Here is a 25,265-nt window from a genome sequence, read left to right as displayed (position 1 = left end):
CGCGACAAAATGACTTGCATTTTTGCAACAGCGGCGTTGTAAAGCAGTCACGATGGTCGCCAATGCATTCCGCTCGGGTAAACGGCTGCCGCGCTGGTGGCGCAGGCTGCTCATAGCCTTGCGCCGGGCGAACGTGTTCATCCTGCTCGAAATGGTTGCGGGTACTGCGCTGATCACCATGCTGTCGGTGGCGTGGCAGACGGTGACCGCCGATGGCACCGCCAACCAGTTGCTGCCCGCGCGGGTTACCTCGGTCCTGCTGGTGGGCTCGCTGGTTCCGGCCATGGCGCTGATCGTGCTGGGCGGGCGGCGTCTGGCGCTGGCGCGCGCGGCGCGCAGCGGTCTGGGGACGAGCGGGCGGCTGCATGTGCGGCTGGTCTGGCTGTTCTCGCTGATCGCGGCGATCCCCACGCTGCTGGTGGTGATCTTTGCCTCGCTGATGTTCCAGTCGGGCGTGGAGTTCTGGTTTTCCAAGGATTCGCGCGGGATGCTGGAGAATGCCAGCAGCCTTGCCAATGGCTATTATGCCGACAAGCTACGCGATGTGGGGCGCGAGAGCGTGGCCATGGCTGGCGACATTCGCGGTTATTTCGATCAGGCGCCGATCACCAGCCAGGATTTCGCGGCGGGCTATTCGTGGCAGGTCTACAGCCGCAAGATGGACGAGAGCGCGATTGTCGAGCGCGCCGCCGATGGCACCTTGCGCACGGCGGCCATCGTCGATCCCAATGGCAAGGACAACCGCGAGCGGATCACGCCCGACGAATTGCGCAAGCTCGATGCCGGCGAGCAGGTCGTCGTGAGCGCTTCGGCCCAGCGGATCGAGGCGGTGACCACGATCGACCATTCGCGCGGCATTTATCTTTACGTGGCGCGCAATTCGGACAGGCTGGCGCTGAGCCAGTTCGAGCGCGCCAAGAGCGTGCTGAGCGCCTATGATACGCTCACGCGCAGTGCGCGGGCGCTGCAATTGCGTTTCAACATCGCGCTGTTCCTGATCAGCCTTGCGCTGGTCCTGCTGGCGGTGTGGGTGGCGCTGCGCTTTGCCGACCGGCAGGTCGCGCCGCTGATCGAGCTGGTCAAGGCCGCACGCAGCGTGGGCAGCGGCAATTTTGCCATGCGCGTGGCACCGGGCAAGAAGATCGACGAAGTCGGCCTGCTGACCCGTGCGTTCAACCGCATGACCGCCCAGCTCGAAGGGCAGACGCAAGCCCTCGTCAACGCCAATGCCCAGCTCGACGTGCGTCGCGTCTTCATCGAGACCGTGCTGGAGGCGATCACCGCGGGGATCATCTCGGTGGGCACCGATGGCACGATCCTGCTGATGAATTCCTCGGCCCAGAAGCTTCTGCTCGATGGCCCGGATGCCCATGGCGAGGGCCACGCCCTTGCCGAGATCGCGCCCCAGATCGCCCAGATGGTCGCCAGCGGCGAGCCGAGCGGGATCATCCAGTATGCCCGCCAGGGTGAATTGCTGACGCTGGCGGTCAAGGCGACAGCGGACCGCCATGGCCATGTGATCACCTTCGAGGACATCACCCGCCAGATCATCACCCAGCGCCGCGCCGCCTGGTCGGACGTGGCCCGGCGCATCGCCCACGAGATCAAGAATCCGCTGACCCCGATCCAGCTGGCGACCGAGCGCCTCAAGCGCCGCTATCGCCGCCAGATCGTGACCGATCCCGAACTGTTCGAGGAACTGACCGCGACGATCATCCGGCAGGTGGGCGACTTGCGCAAGATGGTCGACGAGTTTTCCTCGTTCGCCCGCCTGCCCAAGCCGGTGTTCCGCGCCGAGGATGCCAGCGATCTCGTGCGTCAGGCGCTGTTCCTTCAGGAAGTGGCCCATGGCGAGATCGATTTCTCGTTCTCCAGCCAGGCGCCCATGGTCCCCTTCGAATGCGACCGTCACCAGTTCGGGCAGGTCATGACCAATGTTCTCAAGAATGCGGTCGAAGCGATTGAACAACAGCGCGTCAGGCTGGGCAACCTTGGCGGCAGCGAGGGCTATCGCGGGCGCGTGGCGGTCATGCTGACGGCCGATGAGCAGGCGGTGACGGTCAATGTCATCGACAATGGCATTGGCCTTCCTGCCGAGCGCGAGCGCATTCTCGAACCTTACGTGACCACGCGCGAAAAGGGCACCGGGCTGGGCCTCGCGATCGTCAACAAGATCGTCGAGGAACATGGCGGCACGATGGCCTTTGCCTCGGAGCCCGAAGGCGGCACGCGGGTAACCATGCGGTTCGCACGCGATCCGCTGGCGCAGGCATCCTCGGGCAACGGGGCTTCAGGCGCGGGCGGCGCCACCAACGAGGCGGTTGTCTCGTAACGTGCATAATTTCTTGTTGTTTGAATATTTTGAGCGGCATTTTCGATAGGGTCTGATCACTTCCATGGCACTCGATATCCTGATCGTCGACGATGAACGTGACATTCGCGAACTGGTCGCAGGGGTGCTCAGCGACGAAGGCTATGGCTGTCGTCTGGCAGCCGACAGCACTTCGGCGCTGGCCGCCATCGACGAGCAGCGGCCCAGCCTCGTCCTGCTCGATGTCTGGCTGCACGGGAGCCCGATGGACGGGCTCGAAGTGCTCGACGAGATCAAGAAGCGTGAGCCCGAACTGCCGGTGATCATCTTTTCGGGCCACGGCAATATCGACACCGCGGTCTCGGCGATCAGCCGGGGGGCGATGGATTTCCTCGAAAAGCCGTTCGAGGCCGAGCGCCTGCTGCTGCTGGTCGAACGGGCGACCGAGACCGAGCGCCTGCGCCGCGAAAACCAGCGCCTGCGGCAGGGTTTCGTTGCATCCGAAGAGTTTACGGGCAATTCCTCGTCGATCAATCAGGTTCGCGCGACGCTCAAGCGCGTGGCCAATACCGGCAGCCGCCTGCTGATCACCGGGCCGGCCGGATCGGGCAAGGAAGTGGCCGCGCGCCTGCTGCACAGCTGGAGCCCGCGCGCGCAGAATGCCTTCATCACCGTCAATTCGGCGCGGATCACGCCCGAACGCTTCGAGCAGGAACTGTTCGGCGAGGAAGCCGACGGCAAGCTTGTGCGTGCCGGGCTGCTCGAAATGGCCGATGGCGGCACGCTGTTCCTCGACGAAGTAGCCGACATGCCCGCTTCGAGCCAGGCGCGCATCCTGCGGGTGCTGACCGAGCAGGCCTTCGTGCGCGTGGGCGGGCACCGGCAAATCCGGGTCGATGTGCGCGTGGTTTCCTCCTCGTCGCGTCCGCTCGAAAAGGAGATCGCCGAGCGGCGCTTCCGCGAGGACTTGTTCTATCGCCTCAACGTGGTGCCGGTGGCCATTCCCCCGCTGACCGAGCGGCGCGACGACATTCCCGCGCTCGTCGATCATTTCTTTGCCCGTCATGCCGCCGAGCAGGGCATCGCCCCGCCGGGGATTTCGAGCGAGGCAATGGCCGCGTTGCAGAGCTATGACTGGCCGGGCAACGTGCGCCAGTTGCGCAATGTGGTCGAACGCACGATCATCCTCACCCCGCGCGAGCGGCTGGGGCGGATCGAGGCCGACATGCTGCCTGCCGAAATCGTCAGCACCCGGCTGGGCGCCGAAAGCGGGGCCTCGGCGCTGATGGGGGTGCCGCTGCGCGAAGCGCGCGAGAACTTCGAGCGCGAATATCTCAAGGTCCAGATCCGGCGCTTTTCGGGCAACATTTCCAAGACCGCCAGCTTCATCGGCATGGAACGCTCGGCGCTGCACCGCAAGCTCAAGCTGCTGGGCATGGCCGAGCGGCGCGAAGGCGAGGATGAGGATTGAGTGAAGAAGACTGAGTTGCGGGGGGCGGGCGCAGGCGCTGTGACTGCCCCGGATTCCTGCCTTTGCGAGGCATGTGCATTTATGTGATTTATGCAGGGGTTTTTGTGTGACGGCGCGTCGGGGCGGCAAAAAGCCGGTTTACGCGGGCGCCATCGGGCCATAAAAAGGCCGCGAACCCGGCGGGGTTTTGCGATGCACAATCGCGATGGCCCGCCAGATCGCGCAAGCCTTTTCAAGGCGCGCCAATATGATGGAGTCACATATAATGACCGGCAAGACGCTGTCCGCTCGCCCTCGTGCCAAGTCGGAAGCCGCTGAACCCGAAGATGCCGTGCCCTCGGCTCCCGCTCCTGCCCCGACGCATGCGGGTGGCAGCGTGAAGGGCCAGAACCTTCAGGACGTTTTCCTCAACCACCTGCGCAAGAACAAGATTCCCGTGACCATGTTCCTGGTCAAGGGAGTCAAGCTTCAGGGCATCGTCACCTGGTTCGACAATTTCTCGATCCTGCTGCGCCGCGATGGCCAGTCGCAGCTGGTCTACAAGCACGCCATTTCGACGATCATGCCCGGCCAGCAGCTTTCGGTCGCCCATTTCCAGGGTGGCGAAGGCGAAGGCGGCCGCAAGCGCCTGCTTCAGGAAGTGTTCCTGTCGAGCGTGCGCGATGCGGGCGTGCAGGTCACCATGTTCCTCGTCAATGGCGTGATGCTTCAGGGCAAGGTCGCGGCCTATGACCTGTTCTGCATGCTGCTCGAACGCGAAGGCTATGTGCAGCTGGCCTACAAGCATGCCGTCTCGACGATCCAGCCTGCGGGCCATGTCGATCTGACCGGCGACTGGGAAGGCGAAGCCAACTGAGCACGTTTGAATTTGGTCGCAACGCGGGTGATCTCGAAGGCGAGGTCACCCGTGGCGCACGGGCCATCGTCGTCCTGCCCGACATTCGCCAGCGCGGTGGCCTTGGCGAAGACGCCGAGGCGCGTCTGGAAGAAGGGCAAGGGCTGGCCCGCGCCATCGGCATCGAGGTCGTCGATGCCTTCATCGTTCCCATTCGCGCGGTGCGCCCCGGCACGCTGTTCGGTGAAGGGCAGGTCGAGCGTCTGGCGATCTCCATCGCCCAGAACGAGGCCGAACTGGTCATCGTCGACGGGTCGCTTTCGGCGATCCAGCAGCGCAACCTCGAAGACAAGCTCAAGCGCAAGGTGATCGACCGCACCGGGTTGATCCTCGAAATCTTTGGCGAGCGCGCGGCGACCGCCGAAGGGCGCTTGCAGGTCGAACTGGCGCATCTCGACTATCAGGCCGGGCGACTGGTCCGCTCGTGGACCCACCTTGAACGCCAGCGCGGCGGGTTCGGGTTCCTGGGCGGCCCCGGCGAGACCCAGATTGAGGCCGACCGGCGGATGATCCGCAACCGCATGGGGCGCCTGCGCCGCGAACTCGAACAGGTTCGTCGCACCCGCGGTCTGCATCGCGAGCGGCGTCAGCGCGCGCCCTGGCCGATTATCGCCCTTGTCGGCTATACCAATGCGGGCAAGTCGACGCTGTTCAACCGCCTGACCGGGGCGGATGTGATGGCGCAGGACCTGCTGTTTGCCACGCTCGACCCGACGATGCGCGCGATCCGCCTGCCCGGTGTCGAAAAGGCGATCCTGTCGGACACGGTGGGCTTCATTTCCGACCTGCCGACCCAGCTCGTCGCGGCTTTCCGTGCGACGCTCGAAGAAGTGACGGCGGCCGACGTGATCGTCCATGTCCGCGACATTTCCAACCCCGCGACCGCTCAGCAGAAAGCCGAAGTCGAGGAAATCCTCGCCGACCTTGGCGTGATTGGCGAGGAAGGGGCCTCGGTTCCGATCATCGAGGCGTGGAACAAGTGGGACTTGCTGAGCGACGAGGACAAGGCCTTGCGTGCCGACATCATCGCCCATGGCGTGCCGGAAAACCGCGTCGTGCCGATTTCGGCGATGACCGGCGAGGGCACGGATGCCCTGCTTGAGGTGCTCAGCGATATTCTGACCGGGGGCGCGCAAGTGCTCGAACTGACTGTGCCGATGGCCGACGGGCAGCGCCTTGCGTGGCTTCATGCCCATGGCGAGGTTCTGGGCGAGCAGCCGATCGAGGGCGAAAATGCCTTGCGGGTGTCGGTGCGCATGAGCCCGGCCGATCTGGGGCGGTTTACCCGGCTTTGAGGGGCAGGCAGCGAGTGGGCCCCGGATTTCAGTCCGGGGCCTTTTGCTTTGGTGTCAGGCTTGCCGTTCGGTGGCTTTGACCGCTTGCCAGAGGGCTTCCTGCGCTTCGAGGTCGAGCGTGGGGAACGTGCCCTGGGCCAGGGCCTCCATTCCGCGGAAGCGGCGTTCGAATTTGGCGTTGGCGTGGCGGAGGGCTTCTTCGGGGGCGACACCATGCGCACGGGCGAGGTTGACGGCGGCGAAGAGCAGGTCTCCGGCTTCGTCGAGCTTTTCCTCAGGGGTGGCCGCGGCGGCCAGTTCGTCGAGTTCCTCGATCACCTTGGCGCGCGGGCCTGATGTGTCGGGCCAGTCGAAGCCGACGCGGGCGGCGCGCTTTTGCAGCTTTTCGGCGCGCATGAGCGCGGGCAGCGCGAGGGCGACGCCATCGAGCGCGCTTTGCGCGCCCTTGGCCGCGCGTTCGGCCTCCTTGGCATTTTCCCAGCGGTCCTGCCGGGATTGACCAGTGTCGTCTTGCGCGGCGAAAATATGGGGGTGGCGGGCCTCCATCTTGTCGGCGATGGCCGCGGCCACGGCGTCGAAGTCGAAATGGCCTGCTTCCTGCGCGATCCGGCTGTGGAAGACGACTTGCAGGAGCAGGTCGCCCAGTTCCTCGCGCAAGTCGGCGATGTCGTTGCGGGCGATGGCGTCGGCCACTTCGTAGGCTTCCTCGATCGTGTAGGGGGCGATCGTCGCGAAGCTTTGCGCCAGATCCCATTCGCAACCGCCTTGCGGATCGCGCAGGCGGGCCATGATCGCCAGCAGGCGGGCGAGTGCGGGGGTGGTTTGGGTCATGGACAGTGTTCCTAGGCGCTGGCAGGTATCCTGTCACGCCGGGTATTTTGCCGCACTGCACAAGGACTGGGTTGACCGCCGTCGCAAGTCGTTACACCTTGTTTCCCATTGCATTGTTGCAGTGGAGGAATGTGCGCCATGGCTGATTACGTCGGGTCCGAATCTGTCTCTTCCGAAGCTTCCGGGGGGCTGGCGCTCGACCGTCGGCGGATGTTCCAGATGGCTGCCTTGCTGGGCGGCAGCCTGGCCATGGGCGAGCGGGCGCTTGCAGCGCCGGTGGCGCTCCCGAGCCGGGGCGCGCCGGGCATGGCGCGGATTGGCAGCAACGAATACTGGGAGGGGCCGGTCCCCGATGCGGTTGCTGCGGTGCGGGAGGTGACGCCCCATTGCAATTATTACGATCCCGATGGCGAGTGCGATGCCCTCATCAAGCTCGTGGCCTCGATGGAGAAGGTGCCGGTCGACCATGTCGTGCCCTGGGCCGGGTCGACCAGCCCGCTGGTACGCTCCGTCCTGGGGATGTGCAGCCCCGAGCGCGGGCTGGTGACCGCCAATCCGACCTTCGAGGTCGCGTGGACGACGGCAGAATATATGGGGGTGCCGCTGGTCAAGGTGCCGCTGCGTGCGTCCGACCAGGCGCACGATGTGCGCGCGATGGTCGCGGCCAATCCGAAAGCCGGGCTGTTCTACATCTGCAACCCCAACAATCCGACCGGTTCGCTGACCCCGAAGGAAGACATCGCCTGGTTGCTGGCCAACAAGCCGGCCGGTTCGATCGTGCTTCTCGACGAGGCCTACCTGCACTTCTCGGAAGCCGAGTCGGGCATGGATTTCGTGCGCTCGGGCGCCGATGTGGTGATCTTGCGCACGTTCTCGAAGATCTTCGGCATGGCGGGGATGCGCATGGGGCTTTCCATCGGGCGGCCTGAACTGCTCGAAAAGCTGATGATGGCCGACGGGCATGTCCTGATGGGGCAGCTGCCGGTGCCCGCGCTGGTCTGCGCGACGGCGAGCCTCAAGCGCCCGGACCTGATCGCCGCGCGCCGCACGCTCACCGCGCGCACGCGGGCAACGACGGCGGAGTTTTTGCGCGGGCGCGGGTTCAAGGTCCTGCCGAGCGAGGCCAACATGCTGATGGTCGACTGGGGGCGCCCGGCAGCCCCGATCAAGGCGGCGTTCGAGGCGCGCGGGGTCGTCATCGGGCGGTCCTGGACGATCTGGCCGACGATGTCGCGGATCACCATCGGCTCGCCCGCCGAGATGCAGCGTTTTTGCGCAGCGGTGGACCCGATCTTGCGGGCCTGAGTTTCGCGAGGCGCTGAGTCTCGGGGACCAGAAAAAAAGGGGGCGCGCAAGCGCCCCCGGACCCGGTAGCCGGGCATGAACGGGTCAGGCGCTGGCCTGGGTTTCTTCGGGCCTTTGCGTGTCGGGCTTGTTGGCCATGTGCCAGCCGAGCGCATCGACTTTCTCGAGGATGCTGGCCGACAGCGGCGAAGCGGGCACCAGTTCGCCCCAGGCGCGGTGGAAGCAGGCCAGCCAGCCCTCGATCTCGTCTGCGCCGATGGGCGCCATGAAATGGCGCATGCGCAGGCGCGGATGGCCATACTGGCTGGTGTAGAGCGGCGGGCCGCCCAGCCAGCCGGTCAGATATTCATAGAGCTTGCGCTCGGCGTTGACGAGCGAGGGAGGATGGACCGCGCGGCAGGCTGCCGCTTCGGGCAATTCGTCCATGAGCGCGTAGAAACGCGCGCACACCGCGCGCACCATGGCTTCGCCGCCCAGCAGGTCGTAGGGGGTGGGGGTTGCAGGATCGGATGCTTCTTGGGTCATGGCGGGATCTCCTAGGCGCTCATGCGCGGGAAGGCCAGCGTGCTGTGCATGATGATATATGGCTTGGCATGTCCGGTGCCGGTGGTCTGGCCAGCGGTCGTGTTCGGGGGTAGGAAGCGGGGCATGGCCCGTATTCTTGTCATCGAGGACGATCCCGATACCGCCGCCGAAATCGTGACCGAACTGACCGGGCACGGCCACGAGGTGCGCTCGGCCGGGGACGGGGCTGCCGGGGTCGAGATGGCCTTGCGCGAGCCGTTCGATGCGGTGACGCTCGACCGCATGCTGCCCGGCCTTGACGGCCTTTCGGTCGTGGCCCGGTTGCGGGCGGCGGGGCTGGCCCTGCCGGTGCTGATGATCAGTGCGCTGGGCGATGTCGACGAGCGGATCGCGGGCCTGCGAGCGGGCGGCGACGATTATCTGATCAAGCCTTTCGCGCCCGACGAGATGGCGATGCGGGTGGAAGTCCTGTTGCGGCGCCAGCGGCAGATGAGCGCGGCAACGGCCCTGCTGGTGGCCGGGCCCGTCGAGATCGACCTGATCGCGCGCGAGGTCCGCGTGGACGGGACGCCGGTGCGACTGTTGCACATGGAATTCCGCCTGCTCGAATTTCTCGTGCGCAATGCCGGGGAAACGATGCCCCGGCAGATCATCTTCGAGCGGGTCTGGGGCTATTATTTCGATCCGGGGGCCAACCTGATCGCGGTCCATATCGCGCGCCTGCGCAAGAAGATCGACATCGTGCCGGGCCGCTCGTCGCTGATCGAGACGGTCAAGGGCGAAGGGTATCGTTTCGATGGCAGCTAGGAACCAGCGTGCCTAGGGGCTGGCCCCGTCTTTCGGCGGTCAGCAAGACCAGCACGTTCCGCCTGACGGTGATGTTCGGCATGGCCGGGGTCATGGGGGTGCTGCTGGCCTTGCTGCTGGTCTACAGCCTGACGGCCAACGATCTGGACGTGCGCGTCGACCAGATCCTGCGCAGCGAGATGGCCCATCTCGAAGAAGTGCCGCCAGCCAATCTGCCGGAGGTCATCGAGCGGTCGGTGGGCAGCGGAAGCCGGTTCGGCCATTACGGGCTGCTCTCGGCCGGGGGGCGCTGGCTGGCCGGGGATCTGGGGGCGAGCCCGCCCGAAGCGATCGGCACGCCCTATTATCGCGACACCGGTGCCGATGTCAGGGCGCCTTTGCGCATTCTGGCCAAGCGCCAGCCCGACGGGAGGGTGATCATCGTCGGGCGCGACATCAGCCTGCTGCCTGCCTTGCGCGACCATGTGCTGCTCATGCTGCTGGTGACAGGGTTCGTGGTGGTTCCGCTGCTGCTGCTGACGGGGCTGGCGCTGAGCCTGGGGCCCTTGCGCCGGGTGGACCGCTTGCAGCGGGTGGCCGCCGAGATCGCGGGCGGACGACTCGATGCACGCATGCCGATCGAGGGGCGCGGCGACGAGCTCGACCTCTTTGCCGAGACGGTCAACCACATGATCGGCGAAGTCGAGGGCTCGATGGAGCAGGTCAAGTCGGTCACCGATGCGATTGCCCACGACTTGCGCACCCCGCTCACCCGCGTGCGCAACCAGCTCTACCGCGCTGCCCGCGCGCCCGATATGCCGCCTGCCGGGACCAGCCGGATCGAGGCGGCGATGGATGGGCTCGACACCGTGCTGGCCCGCTTTGCCGCGCTCCTGCGGATTTCCGAACTGGAAGCCGGGCATCGCAGGCAGGGCTTTGGCGCGGTCGGGATCGACGGGCTCGTCGATGTGGTGATCGATCTCTATGCTCCGCTGGCCGAGGAACAGGGGGTGCGCCTGCTGTCGGGAACGGTGATGCACGCCGTGCTGTTCTGCGATGCCCAGTTGATGGTCGAGGCGTTGAGCAATCTGGTCGACAATGCGATCAAGTTCAGCCCGGCGGGCGGGGATGTGGTCGTCTCGGTGATCTGCGGCGAGGCGGAACGCGAAGGGGATGTGGTGATCGAGGTGCGCGACGACGGGCCCGGCATCCCGCCCGAGCAGGTCGAGGCGGTGGTGCGCCGGTTCGACCGTGGGGCGGCCTCTCCGGCGGTGCCCGGTTCGGGGCTGGGGCTCAGCGTGGTGGCCGCGATTGCCCACTTGCACCAGTATACGCTCGAATTGGCCGCGTCCCGTCCGGTGGCGGGGGGGGATGGGGACGCGGGCCGGTCTGGCGGGCTGGCCGCGCGGCTTCATGCGCGGGCCTTCGGTGGCAAGGGGGCTGATGGCGCCCTTTGACCGGGAGCCCGCGCGGGTCGGATACATGGGAAGGCCCGGCCATGTGAAATTCATTTCATTGGTGCGGTGCGGCATGGTCGTTCATGAGCAAGGGGTAGGCATCGCCCTTTCCGGGTGAGGCCGTCGTTTCTGGCGCCTGTGTCGCGTATCCCTCGTTCTGCTCCTTCACGGGATTGCATGGACGAGCGGGCTGCGGAGCAGGCCAAACCCCATGGGAACGCCATGCTGCAACTGGTCAAGCTTGCCCTCGGCAAGCCCTATACCTTCGTCGTCCTAGCCATCCTGATCGTGCTTTCGGGCTCGATTGCCTGGATACGCACCCCGACCGATATTTTCCCGGACATCCGCATCCCCGTGATCGCGGCGGTCTGGCAGTACAAGGGCCTTTCGCCCCAGGACATGTCGGGCCGTGTGGTCTATTACTACGAGCGTTCGCTCACTTCGACCGTCAACGACATCGACCATATCGAAAGCCAGTCGATGAACGGCGTAGGCGTGGTCAAGATCTTCTTCCGCCCCGGCGTCGACATCCGCACGGCCACCGCGCAGGTGACTTCGGTTTCGCAGACGGTGCTCAAGCAGATGCCGCCGGGCATGACCCCGCCGCTGATCCTCAACTATTCGGCTTCGACGGTGCCGATCCTGCAAATGGCGCTCTCGTCGGGGAGCCTGTCGGAACAGGCGATCTACGACCTTGGCCAGAACTCGATCCGCCCGCAGCTGGCGACCGTGCAGGGCGCGGCCGTGCCTTCGCCCTATGGCGGGCGTGAACGCCAGATCCAGATCGACCTCGACCCCGCCGCCCTGTTGCAGCGCCACCTTTCGGCGGCTGACGTGGGCGCCGCGCTCGCCGCGCAAAACCAGATCGTGCCAGCCGGGACCACCAAGATCGGCGAGTACGAGTACCAGATCCGCCTCAACAACAGCCCGCAGGTGATCGACACCCTCAACGCGCTGCCGATCCGCACGACCGACGGCACCACCGTGACCATCGGCGACGTTGCCCATGTTCACGACGGTTCGCCCCCGCAGGTCAACGAAGTGCGCGTCGACGGGGGCCGCGCGGTGCTCATGACGATCCTCAAGGCGGGCTCGGCCTCGACGGTGGACATCGTCGAGAACGTCAAGGCGCTGCTGCCCAAGCTGCGCGAGACGCTGCCCGCCGACCTGAAGATCCAGTTGCTCTCCGACCAGTCGCTGTTCGTGAAGGCGGCGATTTCCGGGGTGGTGCGCGAAGGCGTGATGGCGGCGGCCCTCACCAGCCTGATGATCCTCCTGTTCCTGGGCTCGTGGCGCTCGACGGTGATCATCGCGACCTCGATCCCGCTGGCCATTCTGGCGGCGGTGGCGGGCCTCGCGCTGTCGGGCGAGACGCTCAACATCATGACGCTGGGCGGCCTGGCGCTGGCGGTGGGCATCCTCGTCGACGACGCGACGGTGACCATCGAGAACATCAACTGGCACCTCGAACAGGGCAAGGGCGTGGCTGAGTCGATCCTCGACGGGGCACAGCAGATCGTCGGCCCGGCTTTCGTCTCGCTGCTGTGCATCTGCATCGCCTTCGTGCCGATGTTCTTCCTGCCGGGCGTGGCGGGCTTCCTGTTCGCGCCGATGGCCAAGTCGGTCGTCTTCGCGATGATCGCCAGCTTCGTGCTCTCGCGCACGCTGGTGCCCACGATGAGCAATTTCCTGCTGCGCGCCCATGGTTCGGGCCATGACGCCCAGACCATGGTCAGCCACGATGCGCTGGCCGGGGCCAATCCGGGCGGGAACCGCATCGTCCATGGGTTGCGCGCGTTCCAGCACGGTTTCGAGACCCGCTTCGAGGCGATCCGCACCTGGTATGTCGGCGCCTTGCGCTTTGCCCTCGCGCGGCGCCGGGTCTTCGTGCCCGGCTTCCTCGCGGTGGTCCTGTTGTCGCTGGCACTGGTGCCGTTTCTGGGGCGCAATTTCTTCCCGAGCATCGACTCCGGGCAGATCAGCCTTCATGTGCGCGCGCCGGTCGGCACGCGTCTGGAAGAGACTGCGGCCCTGTTCGACAAGGTCGAGGACGAAATCCGCCGCGAGGTGCCCCATGACCAGCTGGTCTCGATTGTCGACAACATCGGCCTGTCGTCCTCGGGCATCAACACGGCCTACATGAACAGTGGTGGCATCGGCGCGCAGGATGGCGACATTCTGGTCACGCTGGGCGAGGACCATCGTCCGACCGAGGGCTATGTCCGCGCGCTGCGCGAGAAGCTGCCGCGCCTGTTCCCCGGCACGACCTTCTCGTTCCTGCCTGCCGACATCATCAGCCAGATCCTCAACTTCGGTGCGCCTGCCCCGATCGACGTGACGATCACCGGCGCCAATGTGAAGGACAACGAGGCCTATGCCCGGCTGGTGGCTGGCCGCATGCAGCACATTGGCGGCATTGCCGACGTGCGTCTGCAACAGGCCAGCAATTCGCCCCAGCTCAACTTCGACATCGACCGCGCCCAGGCCGACCGCCTTGGCGTGACCGAAAACGACGTGACCCGCAGCCTTTCGGTCAATCTGGCCGGCAGTTCGCAGGTCGCGCCGACGTTCTGGCTCAACCCGAAGAACGGGGTGTCCTATCCGATCGTGGTGCAGACCCCGCAATATCGCACGGATTCGGTCAATGCGCTGCAAACGCTGCCGATCACCTCGTCGAGCCCGAACAGCGTTCAGCTTCTGGGGGCGCTGGGCACGATGCACCGGACGCCGACGGCGGCCCTGATCACGCACTATGCAGTGCGCCCCGCGTTCGACGTCTATGCCACGATCCAGGGGCGCGACCTTGGCGCGGTGGCCGGGCAGGTGCAGAAGGTTCTCGACGATACCAAGGCCCAGCTGCCCAAGGGATCGAGCGTGATCATCCGCGGCCAGGTCCAGACCATGAATGCGGCCTTCACCGGCCTCATCCTCGGGCTGGTTGGCGCCATCGTGCTGATCTACCTGCTGATCGTCGTCAACTTCCAGAGCTGGACCGACCCGGCGGTGATCATCTCGGCGCTGCCGGCCGCGCTGGCCGGGATCGTCTGGACGCTGTTTGCCACCCATACGCCGCTGTCCGTGCCAGCCTTGACCGGGGCCATCATGTGCATGGGCGTGGCCACGGCCAACTCGGTGCTGGTGATCAGCTTTGCCCGTGAAAAGCTGGCCGAGCTGGGCAATGCCACGGCAGCGGCGATCGAGGCGGGCTCCACCCGTTTCCGTCCGGTGCTGATGACGGCCCTTGCCATGATCATCGGCATGGGGCCCATGGCCCTGGGCCTTGGCGAGGGCGGCGAACAGAACGCCCCGCTGGGCCGCGCCGTGATCGGCGGCCTGATCTGTGCCACTTTCGCCACGCTGGTCTTCGTGCCCGTGGTCTTCTCCATCGTCCATCGCAACCACCGCCGGGATGCCGCACATGCCCCGGACGCGCCGGTTCCCACCAAGGGAGACCTTGTCCATGCAGAATGAAACCCACAGGCCGGAAGCAGACTTGCTGTCGGGCAAACCGCCGCGCGGGCTCAGGACCGCCGGGATCGTGGCCGGGGTACTGGCCGTGGCGGTGGTTGCCGCCGGGCTCTACACCCGCCACGGGGAGGCACTCGATGCCAGCGCGTGGAGCGAGCAGCAGGCCGTGCCGACCGTCCATCTGATCACCGCCAATCCGGTTGCGGCCAATGGCGACCTGACCCTGCCCGGCACGATGGCCGCCTGGAACACCGCGCATATCTTTGCGCGCGTGGCCGGCTACATGCAGTCGTGGGATCGCGATATCGGCGCGGCGGTCGAACAGGGCACGCCGCTGGCCCGGATCGAGACCCCCGAACTCGACCAGCAGATCATCGCCGCGCGGGCCGCGCTGGCCAAGGCACAGGCGAGCGCCGCGCTCGCCCGCAGCACCGCCGCGCGCTGGAACGACCTGCTGACCGATCATTCCGTCTCGCAGCAGGAAGCCGATGAGCGCAACGGCAATCTGGCGGTGCAGGTGGCGACCGTGCGCGGGGCCAGGGCCGATCTCGACCGGCTGCTCGCGTTCAAGGCCTATGCCACCGTGCGCGCGCCCTTTGCCGGTGTGGTTACCCAGCGCACGACCGACATCGGCGATCTGGTGGGGCCGGGCGCGACCACCCAGCAGCCGATGTTCACCGTGGCCGATACCAGCCGCATCCGTCTCTATGTCGGCGTGCCGCAGGCCTATGCGGCGGCGATGAAGGCAGGGCTGGACGCGACGCTGACCGTGCCTGACCATCCCGGCGAGACATTCGCGGCGCGGGTCGTGGGGACGTCGGATGCGATCAACCCGGTCAACGGCGCGCTTCAGGTCCAGCTGCTGGCCGACAACAAGGCCCATGCCCTGCGCGCGGGCGGCTATGCCCAGGTGAGCTTCAAGGTGCCAGCGCAAGCTGGCGCGGTCTCGATCCCCGCAAGCGCGCTGCTGTTCCGCTCGTCGGGTACGGAAGTCGCCACGGTGGGGCCGGACAACAAGGTGCGGATGGTGCCGATCCAGATCGGTCGCGATCTGGGCAAGACGGTCGAGGTGGTCTCGGGGCTGACGCCGGGGGCCCGGATCGTCGACAATCCCCCCGATTCCATCGCGCAAGGTCAGGCCGTGCGTGTCGACGAGGCGCATCATGGCTAAGGCACGGTGGCGCCCGCTCGCCGGAGCAGCGGGCATTCTCACCCTGGCCCAGGGACTGGCGGGGTGTTCGTTCGCCCCCCACTACGAGCCGCCCAAGGTGGCTCTTGCGCCCAAATTCGACGGCATGGGGCCGTGGGTTCCGGCCAATCCGGCGCAGGATATGCCCAGCGAGACCTGGTGGACGGCCTATCAGGACCCGCAGCTCGATGCCCTCGAACAGCGGCTGCTGACCGACAGCCCCTCGCTCGCCGCCGCGCTCGCCCGGCACGACCGGGCCCGCGCGATGCTGCGCGAGGCACGCGCGGACCTGTTCCCGCAAGTGGGCCTTGGCGGGACGCTGACCGCCAACCGCCAGTCGGATCAGCGCCCGTTGCGCTCAAACGGAAGCCTTCAGCCCGATTATTATGGCGCGCATACGGTCAGCGCGAGCGGCAGCTACGAGGCCGACGTCTGGGGCCGGGTGCGGGCCAATATCTCGGCCGGGCGCGCCGATGCCCAGGCCGCTGCCGACGATCTGGCCGACACGCGCCTGCAATTGCAGGCCGAACTGGCCGAGGGCTATATCGTGCTGCGCGGGCAGGATCGCGAGATCGAGCTGCTCACCTCGACCGTGGCGGCCTATAGCCGCGCCGACCACATGACCGAGCGGCGTTTTGCCGGGGGCATCGCCAACGGCATGGAAATCGGCCAGTCGGGCGCCCAGCTGGCCGAGGCCAAGGCCGCGCTGGCCGAAGCGCGCAATGCCCGCGCGCTGGCCGAACATGCGGTGGCGACCCTCGTGGGGACACCGGCGACCGGCTTTTCGGTGCCCGCTTCGGCCCGGCCCTTGCCCATGCCCGAAGTGCCGGTCAGCGTTCCCTCGACCCTCCTTGAACGCAGGCCCGACATCGCGGCAGCCGAGCGGCGGGTGGCGGCGGCCAACCAGCGCATCGGGGTGGCCAAGGCGGCCTTCTTCCCCTCGCTGTTGCTGGGCGGGCAGATCGGCACGCAGACCACGTCGGTGGCCAACCTGTTCACCGCGCCCACCACGTTCTGGTCGATCGGCCCCAATGTCGCGTTTACCCTGCTCGATGGCGGGCGGCGTCATGCCCGTGTTCGCGAGGCGCGGGCCGATTGGGAAGCGGCGGCGGCGACGTATCGCGGCAAGGTGCTTTCGGCGGTGCAGGATGTCGAGGACGGGCTTTCGCAGCTCCACCACCTCGGCGATGAAGCCATGGCCGAAACCCGTGCCGCCCAGCAGGCCGGGCAGGTCGAGACGCTGGCGACGCGGCGCTACGAGCGTGGCGCGGTCAGCTATCTCGATGTCGTGAATGCCCAGACCACCGCGCTGCGCACGCGCCAGCAGGCGATCCGGGTCGAGACGCGCCGGCTTCAGGCCAGCGTGCGGCTGTTCCGCGCGGTGGGCGGCGGCTGGTCGCTGCGGACACCGGGCAAAGCCGATGCGAATGCTGCGGCGTTGCCCGCAACGGTGCCCGCAACGAAGGGGGCCGAGCCGGGCAAAGGCTGACAATTGACGGAAGGGGGCTTGGCTTTTCGCGCTGGCCCTTTGACAAGGGCGGCGGAGAAACATGAAGGTGTCCGCCGTCCCTGTTATGTCTGAAGTCCATGCCTGACGCTCTGGAAGGGGCCAATCCACCACCGCGCCGGAGCGGGGGAATGCCGCTGGCAGCGGTGCTGTTTGGCGTGCTGGTCATGGCGCTGGCCGGGCTGGTGGTCGGCTTTGCGCTGAGCGCGGCCCATGCCGACCGGCAATTCGCGCGGGCCAGCCTGTCCGAGCAGCAGGCGGCGGCAGTGGCGCGGATCGTGGCGTTAGCCCGAGAACCTGGGGCCCGTGAACCTGGCACCCGTGAACCAGGGGCGCCTGAACCAGGATCGCCGGATCAGGCCGGGCTGGAGGACGCTTTGCGGTCTTATCGGGGCCTGATCGCGCAGGAAGCGCAGTCAATCGGAACGGATGCAGAACAATTGCGCGAGGCCGGGGATGCGGCCCTGCTCGAACGGCTGGCCCATGCCCGCTGGCAGGACGGCGCCAGCCGGGCCCGCTTCCTGACCCTTGCTCGCGCGATCGACCGGCGCGAGGCCGCCGAAGTGCGCGCGGTGCGCGCGGCGCTGGCACTGGCGGGCAGGCGCAGTGTCGTTCTGGCGGTCCTGTTGGCGGGGGTGGCGCTCGCCTGTGCGGGGGTGGGCGGCTGGCTGCTGTGGCGTTCGAACCGGACGCTTGGTGCGCTGGTGGAGGCGCGCACCGCGCGGATTGCGGCGGTCGATGCCTCGCGCCGGTTGTTCTTTGCCAAGGCCAGCCACGAATTGCGCACGCCCGTTGCAGGCTTGCGCAGCGCCGCCGAAGTCGCGCTCGAAGCGGCAGGGGACGATACCACGATGCTGCGCGAGGCGCTCCATCAGGCCGTGGCGGGGGCCACGTTCCTCTCGCACCGGATCGATGAACTGCTCGGGCTCGCCGGGGCCGATGAAGGGCAACTCGTGCTCGCGCAGGCGCGGTTCGACCTTGCACAGTGTGTGGGAGAGGCTCTGGCCGAGGCGAAGGCCTATGCCCGGTCTGTCGAGGTGGAACTGGCGCTGGTGCTGCCTGATGATGCCGCATCGGGCTTGCCGATGACGGGGGATGCGCGCTGGCTGCGGCAGGCCTTGCTCGCGGTGATCGAAAACGGGCTCAAGTTCGCGCCGATGCATTCGGTGCTGGTCGTCGCGGTCGAGCGGATCGGGGATGCGCGGGTGGCCGTCTGCGTGACCGATCGCGGCCCCGGCATCGTGGCGGCGGACTTGCCGCGCATCTTCGACGCCTATTATCAGGCGCAGGCCGGGCGCGAGCGCGGGGGCAGCGGATTGGGGCTGGCGCTGGCCCGGTGGGTCGTCGAACAGCATGGCGGGCAGGTGCGGGCGGCCAATGTCGCGAGGGATGAACAAGGGGTCGGCGGCTGCGTGGTGCGTTTCGACCTGCCGCTGGAGGGGCCTCTGGAGGGGCCTCTGGAGGGGGTGGCATGAGTGTTCTGGTGGTCGAGGACGACGTGGCGATCGGCCGCGCGGTCGTACAGGGGCTGACGGGCAAGGGCTTTCCCACGCGCTGGTTGCGGCAGGGGGAAGGGGTGCTCGACCTGCTCGGGCGCGAGGCGGTGGCGACCGTGGTGCTCGACATTGGCCTGCCCGATGCCGATGGCTTTGCCCTGTGCCGCCAGATCCGCGCTGCCGGGCACGACATGCCGATCCTGATGCTGACCGCGCGCGGCGGGCTTGATGACCGGCTCGACGGGTTCGACGCCGGAGCCGACGATTATCTGGCCAAGCCATTCGCCTTTGCCGAGCTGGCCGCGCGGGTGGCCGTGCTGGTGCGCCGGTCCGCCCAGCGCCAGCCCGCGCCCGTCGTCTGGGAGGGGCTGGAGATCGATGCCGTCACCGGGGCCGCGTGCTGGCAGGGCGAGCCGCTCGCGCTCGAACCGCGCAGCCAGGCCCTGCTGCTCCATCTGGCGCGGGAACGCGGGGGCACGGCGACCCGTCAGGATCTGTTCGATGCGGTCTGGGGTGTCGAGGCCGAGATCACCGACAATGCCCTCGATGTCGCCATCAGCACGCTGCGCAAGCGGCTGGCCGGGACGGGCATTGCCGTAACGACCGTGCGCGGGCAGGGCTTTCGGCTGGATATCATACCTTAGGTCAGTCTGAGGAAACCTTCAGGTTTGTGTCGTTGCGGTCTGTTACGAGCGCTTTCAACGAGAAAAACCGGAGGTGAGGATGATCGGAAAGGTCTGGATCGGCGCGGGCGTGTCGCTGATGGCCATGATGGGCCCATGGGTTGCACCGGCGATGGCGAAACCGGCCGAAGCGCCTGCTGAAGCGCTGCCCGAGGTTGGTACAGGCGAGGCCGTCGAGCGCGAAATCCTCGTGCTGGCCAGCCCGCTGTCGGGCGAGGCGCTCGAAGTGGGCAATGCGCAGGCGCTGCGCACCACAAGCGCGATCAGCATTGCCGAACATCTGGCCCGCACCGCACCGGGGGTGACGATCAACGAGGTTCAGGGCAATCCGCTCCAGCCCGATGTCAACTATCGCGGGCTGACCGCATCGCCGCTGCTGGGCACGCCGCAGGGGCTTTCGGTCTATCTCGACGGGGTGCGCGTCAACCAGCCCTTTGCCGATGTGGTGAGCTGGGACCTGATCCCGACCGGGGCCTTGTCCGACATCGACCTCGTTTCGGGCGCCGCGCCCCAGTTCGGGCGCAACGCGCTGGGCGGGGTGCTGGTCCTGCGCACCAAGAGCGGGCGCAGCGATCCCGGCTTCGGCGCGGAAGTGAGCGGCGGCTCTTTCGGGCGGATCCAGGCCAGCGCGCAGGCGGGCGGGGTCTTTGCCAACGGGATCGACTGGTTCGTGGCCGGTGACAATTTCCACGAGGACGGCTGGCGCGCGCTGTCCCCCTCGCGTGCCTCACGCGCCTTTGCCAAGCTGGGCTGGAGCGAGGGCACGACGAACATCGCGCTGTCCGGCCATTTTGCCGATACCGACCTCAACGGCAACGGCCTTCAGGAAATGCGTCTGCTCGCCGCCGACCGTTCGAGCATCTACACCGCGCCCGACAACACCCGCAACCGTATGGGCATGCTGGTGCTCAAGGGCGAGACGGGGCTGGCCCGGAACCTGACCTTGCGCGGCAATGGCTTCTGGCGCACGATCCATACCCGGACCTACAATGGCGATGTCAACGACGATGCGCTCGGGCAAAGTCTCTACCAGCCCAATGCGCAGGAGCGCGCGGCTCTGGCGCAGGCGGGCTATTCCGGCTTCCCCCTTGCCGGCGAAAGCCAGGCCAACACACCATTCCCCAAATGGCGCTGCATCGCCAATGTCCTGCTCAATAGCGAGCCCAACGAGAAGTGCGACGGGCTAATCAACCGCTCGCAGACCCGCCAGAGCGAATGGGGCGTCACGTTCGAACTCGAATGGGCCGGGCATCTGGCCGGGATGGAACACCGGCTGACCGGGGGGCTGTCCTATGTGCGCAGTGTCGCCGATTTCACCCAGTCGACCCAGTTCGGCTATATCCTGCCCAACCGCACGATTGCCGCCGTTGACGGGCCGGGTGCCTTTGCCGATGGCACGCAGGATTCCGAAGACGCACTCGACGCGCGGGTCGACCTTCACGCGGTCACGTCGACCTTTTCGGCCTATGCGCTCGATCATGTGGTTCTGGCCGGACCGGTCAGCCTCGATCTGGCCGGACGCTATGACCGGGTGGCGCTTACCAACCGCGACCGCATCACGCCGGGCGGCGGAACCGGCTCGCTCGACAGCAATCCGGTCTATCAGCGGTTCAATCCGGCGGCCACGCTCTCGGTGCGCGATCATGCGGGCTCGGGTCTGTCGTTCTCGTGGAGCCAGGCCTCGCGCGCGCCCTCGGCCATCGAACTGGGCTGTTCCGATCCCGAAAGCCCCTGTCGCCTGCCCAATGCCCTGGCTGGCGATCCCCCGCTCGCGCAAGTGGTGGCCCGCACGCTCGAACTGCGGTTCGATGGCGTGGCCGGGCCGGTGCGGGGGCATGTCAGCCTGTTCCGCACCGACAGCAGCGACGATATCCTGTTCGTGGCCGACAATGCTTCGGGCTATGGCTACTTCCGCAATTTCGGCAAGACGCGGCGACAGGGGATCGAGGTTTCCGCCGATGCGCGGCTGGGCAAGGTTTCGCTCTCGGCCAGCTATACGCTGCTCGACGCGACCTACCGTTCGCCCGAAGTGGTCAATGGCTCGGCCAACAGCAGCAACGATGGGGAAGGACCGGGCTTCGATGGCAGCATTGCCATCGCGCCGGGGGACCGCATCCCGCTGCTCGCCCGCAACACGGTGAAGGCCGCGGTGGACTGGGAGGCGCGCTCGTGGCTGTCCTTCCATCTCGACATGACGGCCCAGTCGGGCGTCTTTGCGCGCGGCAACGAGAACAACGCGCACGAGCCGGACGGCACCTATTATCTGGGAGCGGGCAAGACCGCGCCTTTTGCGGTCATGAACCTTGGCGTCGAAGTGCGGCCGCGCAAGGGGCTGAGCCTGTTTGCCACCGTACGCAACCTGCTCGACAAGGACTATGCCACGGCGGCCCAATTGGGCGCCACGGCCTTCGATGCCCAGGGGCAGGTCGTCGCGCGGCCCTTTGCCGGGCCGGTCATCGATGGGGAAAGGCCGCTGCTCAATTCCACCTTTTTTGCGCCGGGCGCGCCGCGTGCGATTCAGGTGGGAGGGCGAGTTCGTTTCTGAAATTGATCCAAAATTGAGAGAATAATTCACTGCATTGGAAAGACGGTAATTATTTACTGAGAGGTTTGTGGCAGGAAACCCCTTATGACGGGTTTGGGTTCTGCTTCTTTCATGCGCGCTTGCGCTTCGGGCTCTGGCGATTCTCGCCGGAACCCGGACAGTGCCCCCCTGTCCGGTAGCGGGTCGCTCGGGAACGGGGGCATCCCCCAGGCTGTCCGGCTGGTGCTGGCGATCATGCTGGCGCTGGTGGCCATGCTGGGGATGGCCACGCGGGCCGAAGCGGAAACCGCATCTGCCCACGCGCAAGTGCCGATGGTCTGGTCGGCCCAGCAATGGTTGCCGCTTTCCGCGCTGTGCCATGCCTCCGGGCCCACCCCGGCGCATGACGCGGTCATGCCATCGCACTTCGAATGTTCGGGTGAACCCCACGATTTCCAGCACGGCAGCCTGTGGCTGCGGGCCAGGGCCGGGGCTGTCGGGTCTCTGGACGAGACACCGGTCCTCATGGTCCATTCCTCGCGCTTCGACCGACTGCTGGTCGGGTTCGGCTATGCCGACGGGACGACCGAGTGGCAGGACGTGCGCAGCGGCGATTATGGCGCACGCTGGCGGCTGGGCGGACAGATCGCTTTCGTGCCGACCCAGCGGGAAGTGCCCCTGACGGGGATCACGATGCGCTTCGACCGACTGGGCAGCGCCGAAATGCTGCGCATGCGGCTGGTCGACCGCGGGCAGTCGGAATTGCAGGCGACAGCCATGGCCAGCATGATCGGTGCGGCGCTGATGCTGCTGGCAGTGGGCGCGCTCTACAATCTGGGGCTGGCGATTGCCGTGCGCCGGATGTTCCCGGCCTGGCAGGGGGCCTGGGCGGCCGCGATGGTGGTCTGGGGCGCGATGTGGTCGCAGTTTCACCTGTTCTTCGTGCCGGGGCTGGCCGGGGCGGTTTCGGCGCAGATCTGCACGGGGCTTTCGTGCATGGCGATCTTTTTTGCCACGCTGAGCCTGACCACCTCGATCGAGCCGGGACTGGTGCCGCGCTGGCTGCTGCGGAGCACGTCGGGCACGGCGCTGGTGTGCGGGCTGCTGGGCATTCCTCTCGGGATGATGCGCAGCGGGCCGATGGAGCTTGTGGCGACCTCAACCGGGGTGCTGGCGCTCGGACTGCTGATCGAGATCATCGCGTGTCTGGTCATCGCGATGCGGCGGGGCAGCCGGGCGGCGCGCTCGTTCCTCGGAGCCTGGCTTTTCCCGATCCTGGTGATGTTCCTGTCGGGCTTCTACAACACCGACCAGTGGTTCTGGGGTGGCGGGGCACAGATGCTGGTGCTGGTTTCCGCCTCGTGGCAGACGGTCTGGCTCTCGGTGGCGGCCACGCGCGGGTTCACGCGCATGCGGATCGAGCGTGATCGTGCGCTCGCCGCACAGGCTGCCGCGCAGGAGCAGGCCCGGCGCGATCCGTTGACCGGCCTGCGCAACCGGCGCGGGTTCATCGATAGCATTGCCCCGGTCATGAAGCGGCTGGCTCATGCGCCTGCCCATGCTCCTGCGCCTGTCGATGCCCGCCGCGGCCATTCGCAGCGCAATGCGGAAGGGGCGAATGGGGCCGATGAAGATGCTGTCGCGCTGATGGTGCTCGATGTCGACCGCTTCAAGGGGATCAACGACACGTTCGGCCACGAGGCGGGCGATGCCGTGCTGGTAACGCTGGCGCGCAGGCTCGAACGCTGGGACGAGGGCATGTGCGTGGTCGCGCGGCTGGGGGGCGAGGAATTCGCCGTTCTGGCCAATGGCATGGGTCGTTTTGCCGCACTGCAACTGGCCGAGAGCGTGCGGGCAGGGATCGAGGCCTGCGATCATCGTGCCGCCCTTGGCGAGCGCACGGTAACGGTCAGCATCGGGGTGGCCATGGCCCGGCCGGGCGACGATTTCGCCACGCTCTACCGCACCGCGGATGCCGCGCTCTATGCTGCCAAGCATCAGGGACGCAACCGGGTGGTCATGGCCCCCGAGATCGACAGCCACCTTCGCCCGGTAATGGCCGGCCTGCAACGCTCGGCGGGTATCGAATAAGTCCCTTTTGCCGGTGTATCCGGGCCTGCTATGCGGGTCATTTGGGCGCGCCGATGGCGCGCGCCATCGGGTTTCGGGTGCGCCAAGGGGGATGATTTGGCAAGATTGACACGGATTGAGCGACTGACACAGGCCGAGCGGCTCGCATCAGAGCGGCAGACACGGGCAGAGCGACAGGCGATCACGCGCGAGCGGCTGGTCGAGGCCGCCTCCGACCTGTTCCGCCGTGATGGCTATGCGATCACCTCGATCGACCGGATCGCGCAAGCCGCCGGCTATACCAAGGGCGCGGTCTATTCGAATTTCGAGGACAAGGAGGCGATATTCCTCACCGCCTTTGGCGCCGAGGCGAACGAAAACCTCGGCGCCCTGCTCGCCCGGATCGACGAGGCTCCCACGCGCGAGGCGGTGATCGAGGAAGTCGCCCAGTGGGCCAACGAACGGTCGCGCCACGGCGGCTGGTCGTTTCCGGTGCTTGAACTGGCGCGGTCCTTGTCGCCCGGACCTGCCGGTTCTGATCCTGCTACGGCGCCCGCTTCTGTGTCGGCTTCGTGCTCTGAACACCTTGAAGCCATCGTGCGAAACGGCTGGCGGCGTCTGGGAGAGCACTTGCGCGCGCGCTTTCCCCATGGCCCGTCCTCGCCCGAGATGCTCGGCGCCCTGTTGTTCGAGATCGCCTATGCCCCGGCACTGACCTTTCTGCCCAGCCCGCGTGCGGGTGACCTTGTGCGCCTCGTGCTGCCGGGGCAACTGGCCGGACACCCGGACGACGCCCCGGAGGATGCGCGGCCCTGAGGGGCTTTGCCGCCGGGCATCGCGCCTGGCATCAAGGGGCGATGGGGCCAATCGACAGCCCCCGTCGATATTGCATGATGATTTTGGCCTGAACCGGTTGCGAGCCCACTTCCACGGCGGCCTTGTCGAAATCGGGCTTGAGGTGGAACAGCGAAAGGCGCGGGTTGCCGGTAAAGCCGCCGCCATCATTCCAGTCCGACTTGCCGTTGACATTGGCATCGTGGCGGATCGCCACGGCATAGCGGCCCGGCTGGTCGATGGGGAAGCAGAAATGCATGGGGCCGGCCTCTTCGCGCTGGCGTTCGATCCGCATCGACCACGCCCCCTTGTCGAGGAAATGCTCGCCGCCCGGTCCATAGAGCTGGGCCCGCACTTTGCCGGTCGTGCCGGAAAAGCCGGTCACGGTCACGCTGAGGGAAGGGTGGCCGGGCTTGCAGGTGCGGTCGGGGGTGCGGGTCTCGGCCCGGGAGGGGGCGCTCGCCATCACGGCCAGTAAGGCGGCGGCCAGTGTGGCGGCAGCAGGCGTGGCGAGCCCCGCTCTGGAAGCAAGGCCGGGGTGGCGGAAAAGGGGCAGGTGGGGTTTCATCGGGTTCTCCGGGCTGTGCCGGCGCGCGGGGGCAGGGGGAGGCGCCAGCC

General features: G+C 66.9%; 18 protein-coding genes. 15 read left to right on the top strand and 3 right to left on the bottom strand.

All coding sequences use genetic code 11. From position 1 onward, the window contains the following. The first annotated feature begins 52 nt into the window (after window positions 1-52). The 4 genes from SBI20_RS04160 to hflX all read left to right on the top strand — a co-directional run bounded on the left by SBI20_RS04160 (window position 53) and on the right by hflX (window position 5,972). Window positions 53-2,332, top strand: coding sequence for a sensor histidine kinase (locus SBI20_RS04160; protein WP_317973861.1), 2,280 nt, complete (start codon window positions 53-55; stop codon window positions 2,330-2,332). Between the two features lie 64 nt (window positions 2,333-2,396). Then, entirely contained in the window at window positions 2,397-3,782 is a 1,386-nt protein-coding gene (ntrX, locus tag SBI20_RS04155; protein WP_317973860.1) for a nitrogen assimilation response regulator NtrX, read from the top strand. Between the two features lie 265 nt (window positions 3,783-4,047). Continuing rightward, window positions 4,048-4,638: an RNA chaperone Hfq gene (gene hfq / locus SBI20_RS04150; protein WP_317973859.1), complete on the top strand. Its 591-nt coding sequence runs from the start codon at window positions 4,048-4,050 to the stop codon at window positions 4,636-4,638. Beyond that, window positions 4,635-5,972 (top strand): GTPase HflX, encoded by a 1,338-nt coding sequence (hflX, locus tag SBI20_RS04145; RefSeq protein WP_317976031.1) that lies wholly within the window; start codon window positions 4,635-4,637, stop codon window positions 5,970-5,972. Before hfq ends, hflX begins: the two co-directional genes overlap by 4 nt. 54 nt (window positions 5,973-6,026) lie before the next feature. Here the strand turns inward: hflX and mazG are convergent, their stop codons facing one another. Continuing rightward, complete coding sequence (gene mazG / locus SBI20_RS04140) at window positions 6,027-6,803, bottom strand: nucleoside triphosphate pyrophosphohydrolase (RefSeq protein WP_317973858.1); 777 nt, start codon at window positions 6,801-6,803, stop codon at window positions 6,027-6,029. Between the two features lie 138 nt (window positions 6,804-6,941). On the opposite strand from mazG, the gene SBI20_RS04135 reads away from it, so the two are divergent. Then, window positions 6,942-8,108: a pyridoxal phosphate-dependent aminotransferase gene (locus SBI20_RS04135; protein ID WP_317973857.1), complete on the top strand. Its 1,167-nt coding sequence runs from the start codon at window positions 6,942-6,944 to the stop codon at window positions 8,106-8,108. Between the two features lie 84 nt (window positions 8,109-8,192). Here SBI20_RS04135 and SBI20_RS04130 read toward each other — a convergent pair whose 3' ends face one another. Further along, entirely contained in the window at window positions 8,193-8,633 is a 441-nt protein-coding gene (locus SBI20_RS04130; protein WP_317973856.1) for a globin domain-containing protein, read from the bottom strand. 123 nt (window positions 8,634-8,756) lie between these two features. Between SBI20_RS04130 and SBI20_RS04125 the strand changes: the two genes are divergently transcribed. The 10 genes from SBI20_RS04125 (at window position 8,757) to SBI20_RS04080 (ending at window position 24,629) form a co-directional block, all read left to right on the top strand. Next, the gene (locus SBI20_RS04125) at window positions 8,757-9,440 is read left to right on the top strand and encodes a response regulator transcription factor (RefSeq protein ID WP_317973855.1); all 684 of its coding nucleotides are present in this window, start codon (window positions 8,757-8,759) and stop codon (window positions 9,438-9,440) included. A gap of 8 nt (window positions 9,441-9,448) precedes the next feature. Continuing rightward, a complete protein-coding gene (locus SBI20_RS04120; RefSeq protein ID WP_317973854.1) occupies window positions 9,449-10,876 on the top strand; it encodes a sensor histidine kinase in 1,428 nt (475 codons plus the stop codon). 222 nt (window positions 10,877-11,098) lie between these two features. Continuing rightward, window positions 11,099-14,347, top strand: a complete 3,249-nt coding sequence (locus SBI20_RS04115; protein WP_317976030.1) for an efflux RND transporter permease subunit — start codon at window positions 11,099-11,101, stop codon at window positions 14,345-14,347. Then, complete coding sequence (locus SBI20_RS04110) at window positions 14,337-15,515, top strand: efflux RND transporter periplasmic adaptor subunit (protein ID WP_317973853.1); 1,179 nt, start codon at window positions 14,337-14,339, stop codon at window positions 15,513-15,515. The genes SBI20_RS04115 and SBI20_RS04110 overlap by 11 nt, the downstream gene beginning before the upstream one ends. Next, window positions 15,508-17,022, top strand: coding sequence for an efflux transporter outer membrane subunit (locus tag SBI20_RS04105; protein WP_317973852.1), 1,515 nt, complete (start codon window positions 15,508-15,510; stop codon window positions 17,020-17,022). The genes SBI20_RS04110 and SBI20_RS04105 overlap by 8 nt, the downstream gene beginning before the upstream one ends. Window positions 17,023-17,171: 149 nt before the next feature. Further along, a complete protein-coding gene (locus tag SBI20_RS04100; RefSeq protein WP_317973851.1) occupies window positions 17,172-18,515 on the top strand; it encodes a sensor histidine kinase in 1,344 nt (447 codons plus the stop codon). After that, window positions 18,512-19,180 (top strand): response regulator transcription factor, encoded by a 669-nt coding sequence (locus SBI20_RS04095; RefSeq protein WP_317973850.1) that lies wholly within the window; start codon window positions 18,512-18,514, stop codon window positions 19,178-19,180. The genes SBI20_RS04100 and SBI20_RS04095 overlap by 4 nt, the downstream gene beginning before the upstream one ends. Window positions 19,181-19,259: 79 nt before the next feature. Then, window positions 19,260-21,764, top strand: a complete 2,505-nt coding sequence (locus tag SBI20_RS04090; protein WP_317973849.1) for a TonB-dependent receptor — start codon at window positions 19,260-19,262, stop codon at window positions 21,762-21,764. A gap of 222 nt (window positions 21,765-21,986) precedes the next feature. Continuing rightward, complete coding sequence (locus SBI20_RS04085; protein WP_317973848.1) at window positions 21,987-23,834, top strand: GGDEF domain-containing protein; 1,848 nt, start codon at window positions 21,987-21,989, stop codon at window positions 23,832-23,834. 105 nt (window positions 23,835-23,939) lie between these two features. After that, the gene (locus tag SBI20_RS04080) at window positions 23,940-24,629 is read left to right on the top strand and encodes a TetR/AcrR family transcriptional regulator (protein ID WP_317973847.1); all 690 of its coding nucleotides are present in this window, start codon (window positions 23,940-23,942) and stop codon (window positions 24,627-24,629) included. Between the two features lie 31 nt (window positions 24,630-24,660). Here SBI20_RS04080 and SBI20_RS04075 read toward each other — a convergent pair whose 3' ends face one another. Next, window positions 24,661-25,215: a DUF2141 domain-containing protein gene (locus tag SBI20_RS04075; RefSeq protein ID WP_317973846.1), complete on the bottom strand. Its 555-nt coding sequence runs from the start codon at window positions 25,213-25,215 to the stop codon at window positions 24,661-24,663. Window positions 25,216-25,265: the final 50 nt, after the last annotated feature.

Source organism: Novosphingobium sp. IK01, assembly GCF_033242265.1.
Lineage (GTDB): Bacteria > Pseudomonadota > Alphaproteobacteria > Sphingomonadales > Sphingomonadaceae > Novosphingobium > Novosphingobium pituita.
This window is presented reverse-complemented; position numbering and strand designations above follow the sequence as displayed.

What these genes read in the sequence shown, in the direction of transcription:
- SBI20_RS04160 (WP_317973861.1), top strand. Translation starts at nt 53, where the DNA reads ATGGTCGCCAATGCATTCCGCTCGGGTAAACGGCTGCCGCGCTGGTGG.
- ntrX (WP_317973860.1), top strand. Translation starts at nt 2,397, where the DNA reads ATGGCACTCGATATCCTGATCGTCGACGATGAACGTGACATTCGCGAA.
- hfq (WP_317973859.1), top strand. Translation starts at nt 4,048, where the DNA reads ATGACCGGCAAGACGCTGTCCGCTCGCCCTCGTGCCAAGTCGGAAGCC.
- mazG (WP_317973858.1), bottom strand. Translation starts at nt 6,803, where the DNA reads ATGACCCAAACCACCCCCGCACTCGCCCGCCTGCTGGCGATCATGGCC.
- SBI20_RS04135 (WP_317973857.1), top strand. Translation starts at nt 6,942, where the DNA reads ATGGCTGATTACGTCGGGTCCGAATCTGTCTCTTCCGAAGCTTCCGGG.
- SBI20_RS04130 (WP_317973856.1), bottom strand. Translation starts at nt 8,633, where the DNA reads ATGACCCAAGAAGCATCCGATCCTGCAACCCCCACCCCCTACGACCTG.
- SBI20_RS04125 (WP_317973855.1), top strand. Translation starts at nt 8,757, where the DNA reads ATGGCCCGTATTCTTGTCATCGAGGACGATCCCGATACCGCCGCCGAA.
- SBI20_RS04115 (WP_317976030.1), top strand. Translation starts at nt 11,099, where the DNA reads ATGCTGCAACTGGTCAAGCTTGCCCTCGGCAAGCCCTATACCTTCGTC.
- SBI20_RS04110 (WP_317973853.1), top strand. Translation starts at nt 14,337, where the DNA reads ATGCAGAATGAAACCCACAGGCCGGAAGCAGACTTGCTGTCGGGCAAA.
- SBI20_RS04105 (WP_317973852.1), top strand. Translation starts at nt 15,508, where the DNA reads ATGGCTAAGGCACGGTGGCGCCCGCTCGCCGGAGCAGCGGGCATTCTC.
- SBI20_RS04100 (WP_317973851.1), top strand. Translation starts at nt 17,172, where the DNA reads ATGCCGCTGGCAGCGGTGCTGTTTGGCGTGCTGGTCATGGCGCTGGCC.
- SBI20_RS04095 (WP_317973850.1), top strand. Translation starts at nt 18,512, where the DNA reads ATGAGTGTTCTGGTGGTCGAGGACGACGTGGCGATCGGCCGCGCGGTC.
- SBI20_RS04090 (WP_317973849.1), top strand. Translation starts at nt 19,260, where the DNA reads ATGATCGGAAAGGTCTGGATCGGCGCGGGCGTGTCGCTGATGGCCATG.
- SBI20_RS04075 (WP_317973846.1), bottom strand. Translation starts at nt 25,215, where the DNA reads ATGAAACCCCACCTGCCCCTTTTCCGCCACCCCGGCCTTGCTTCCAGA.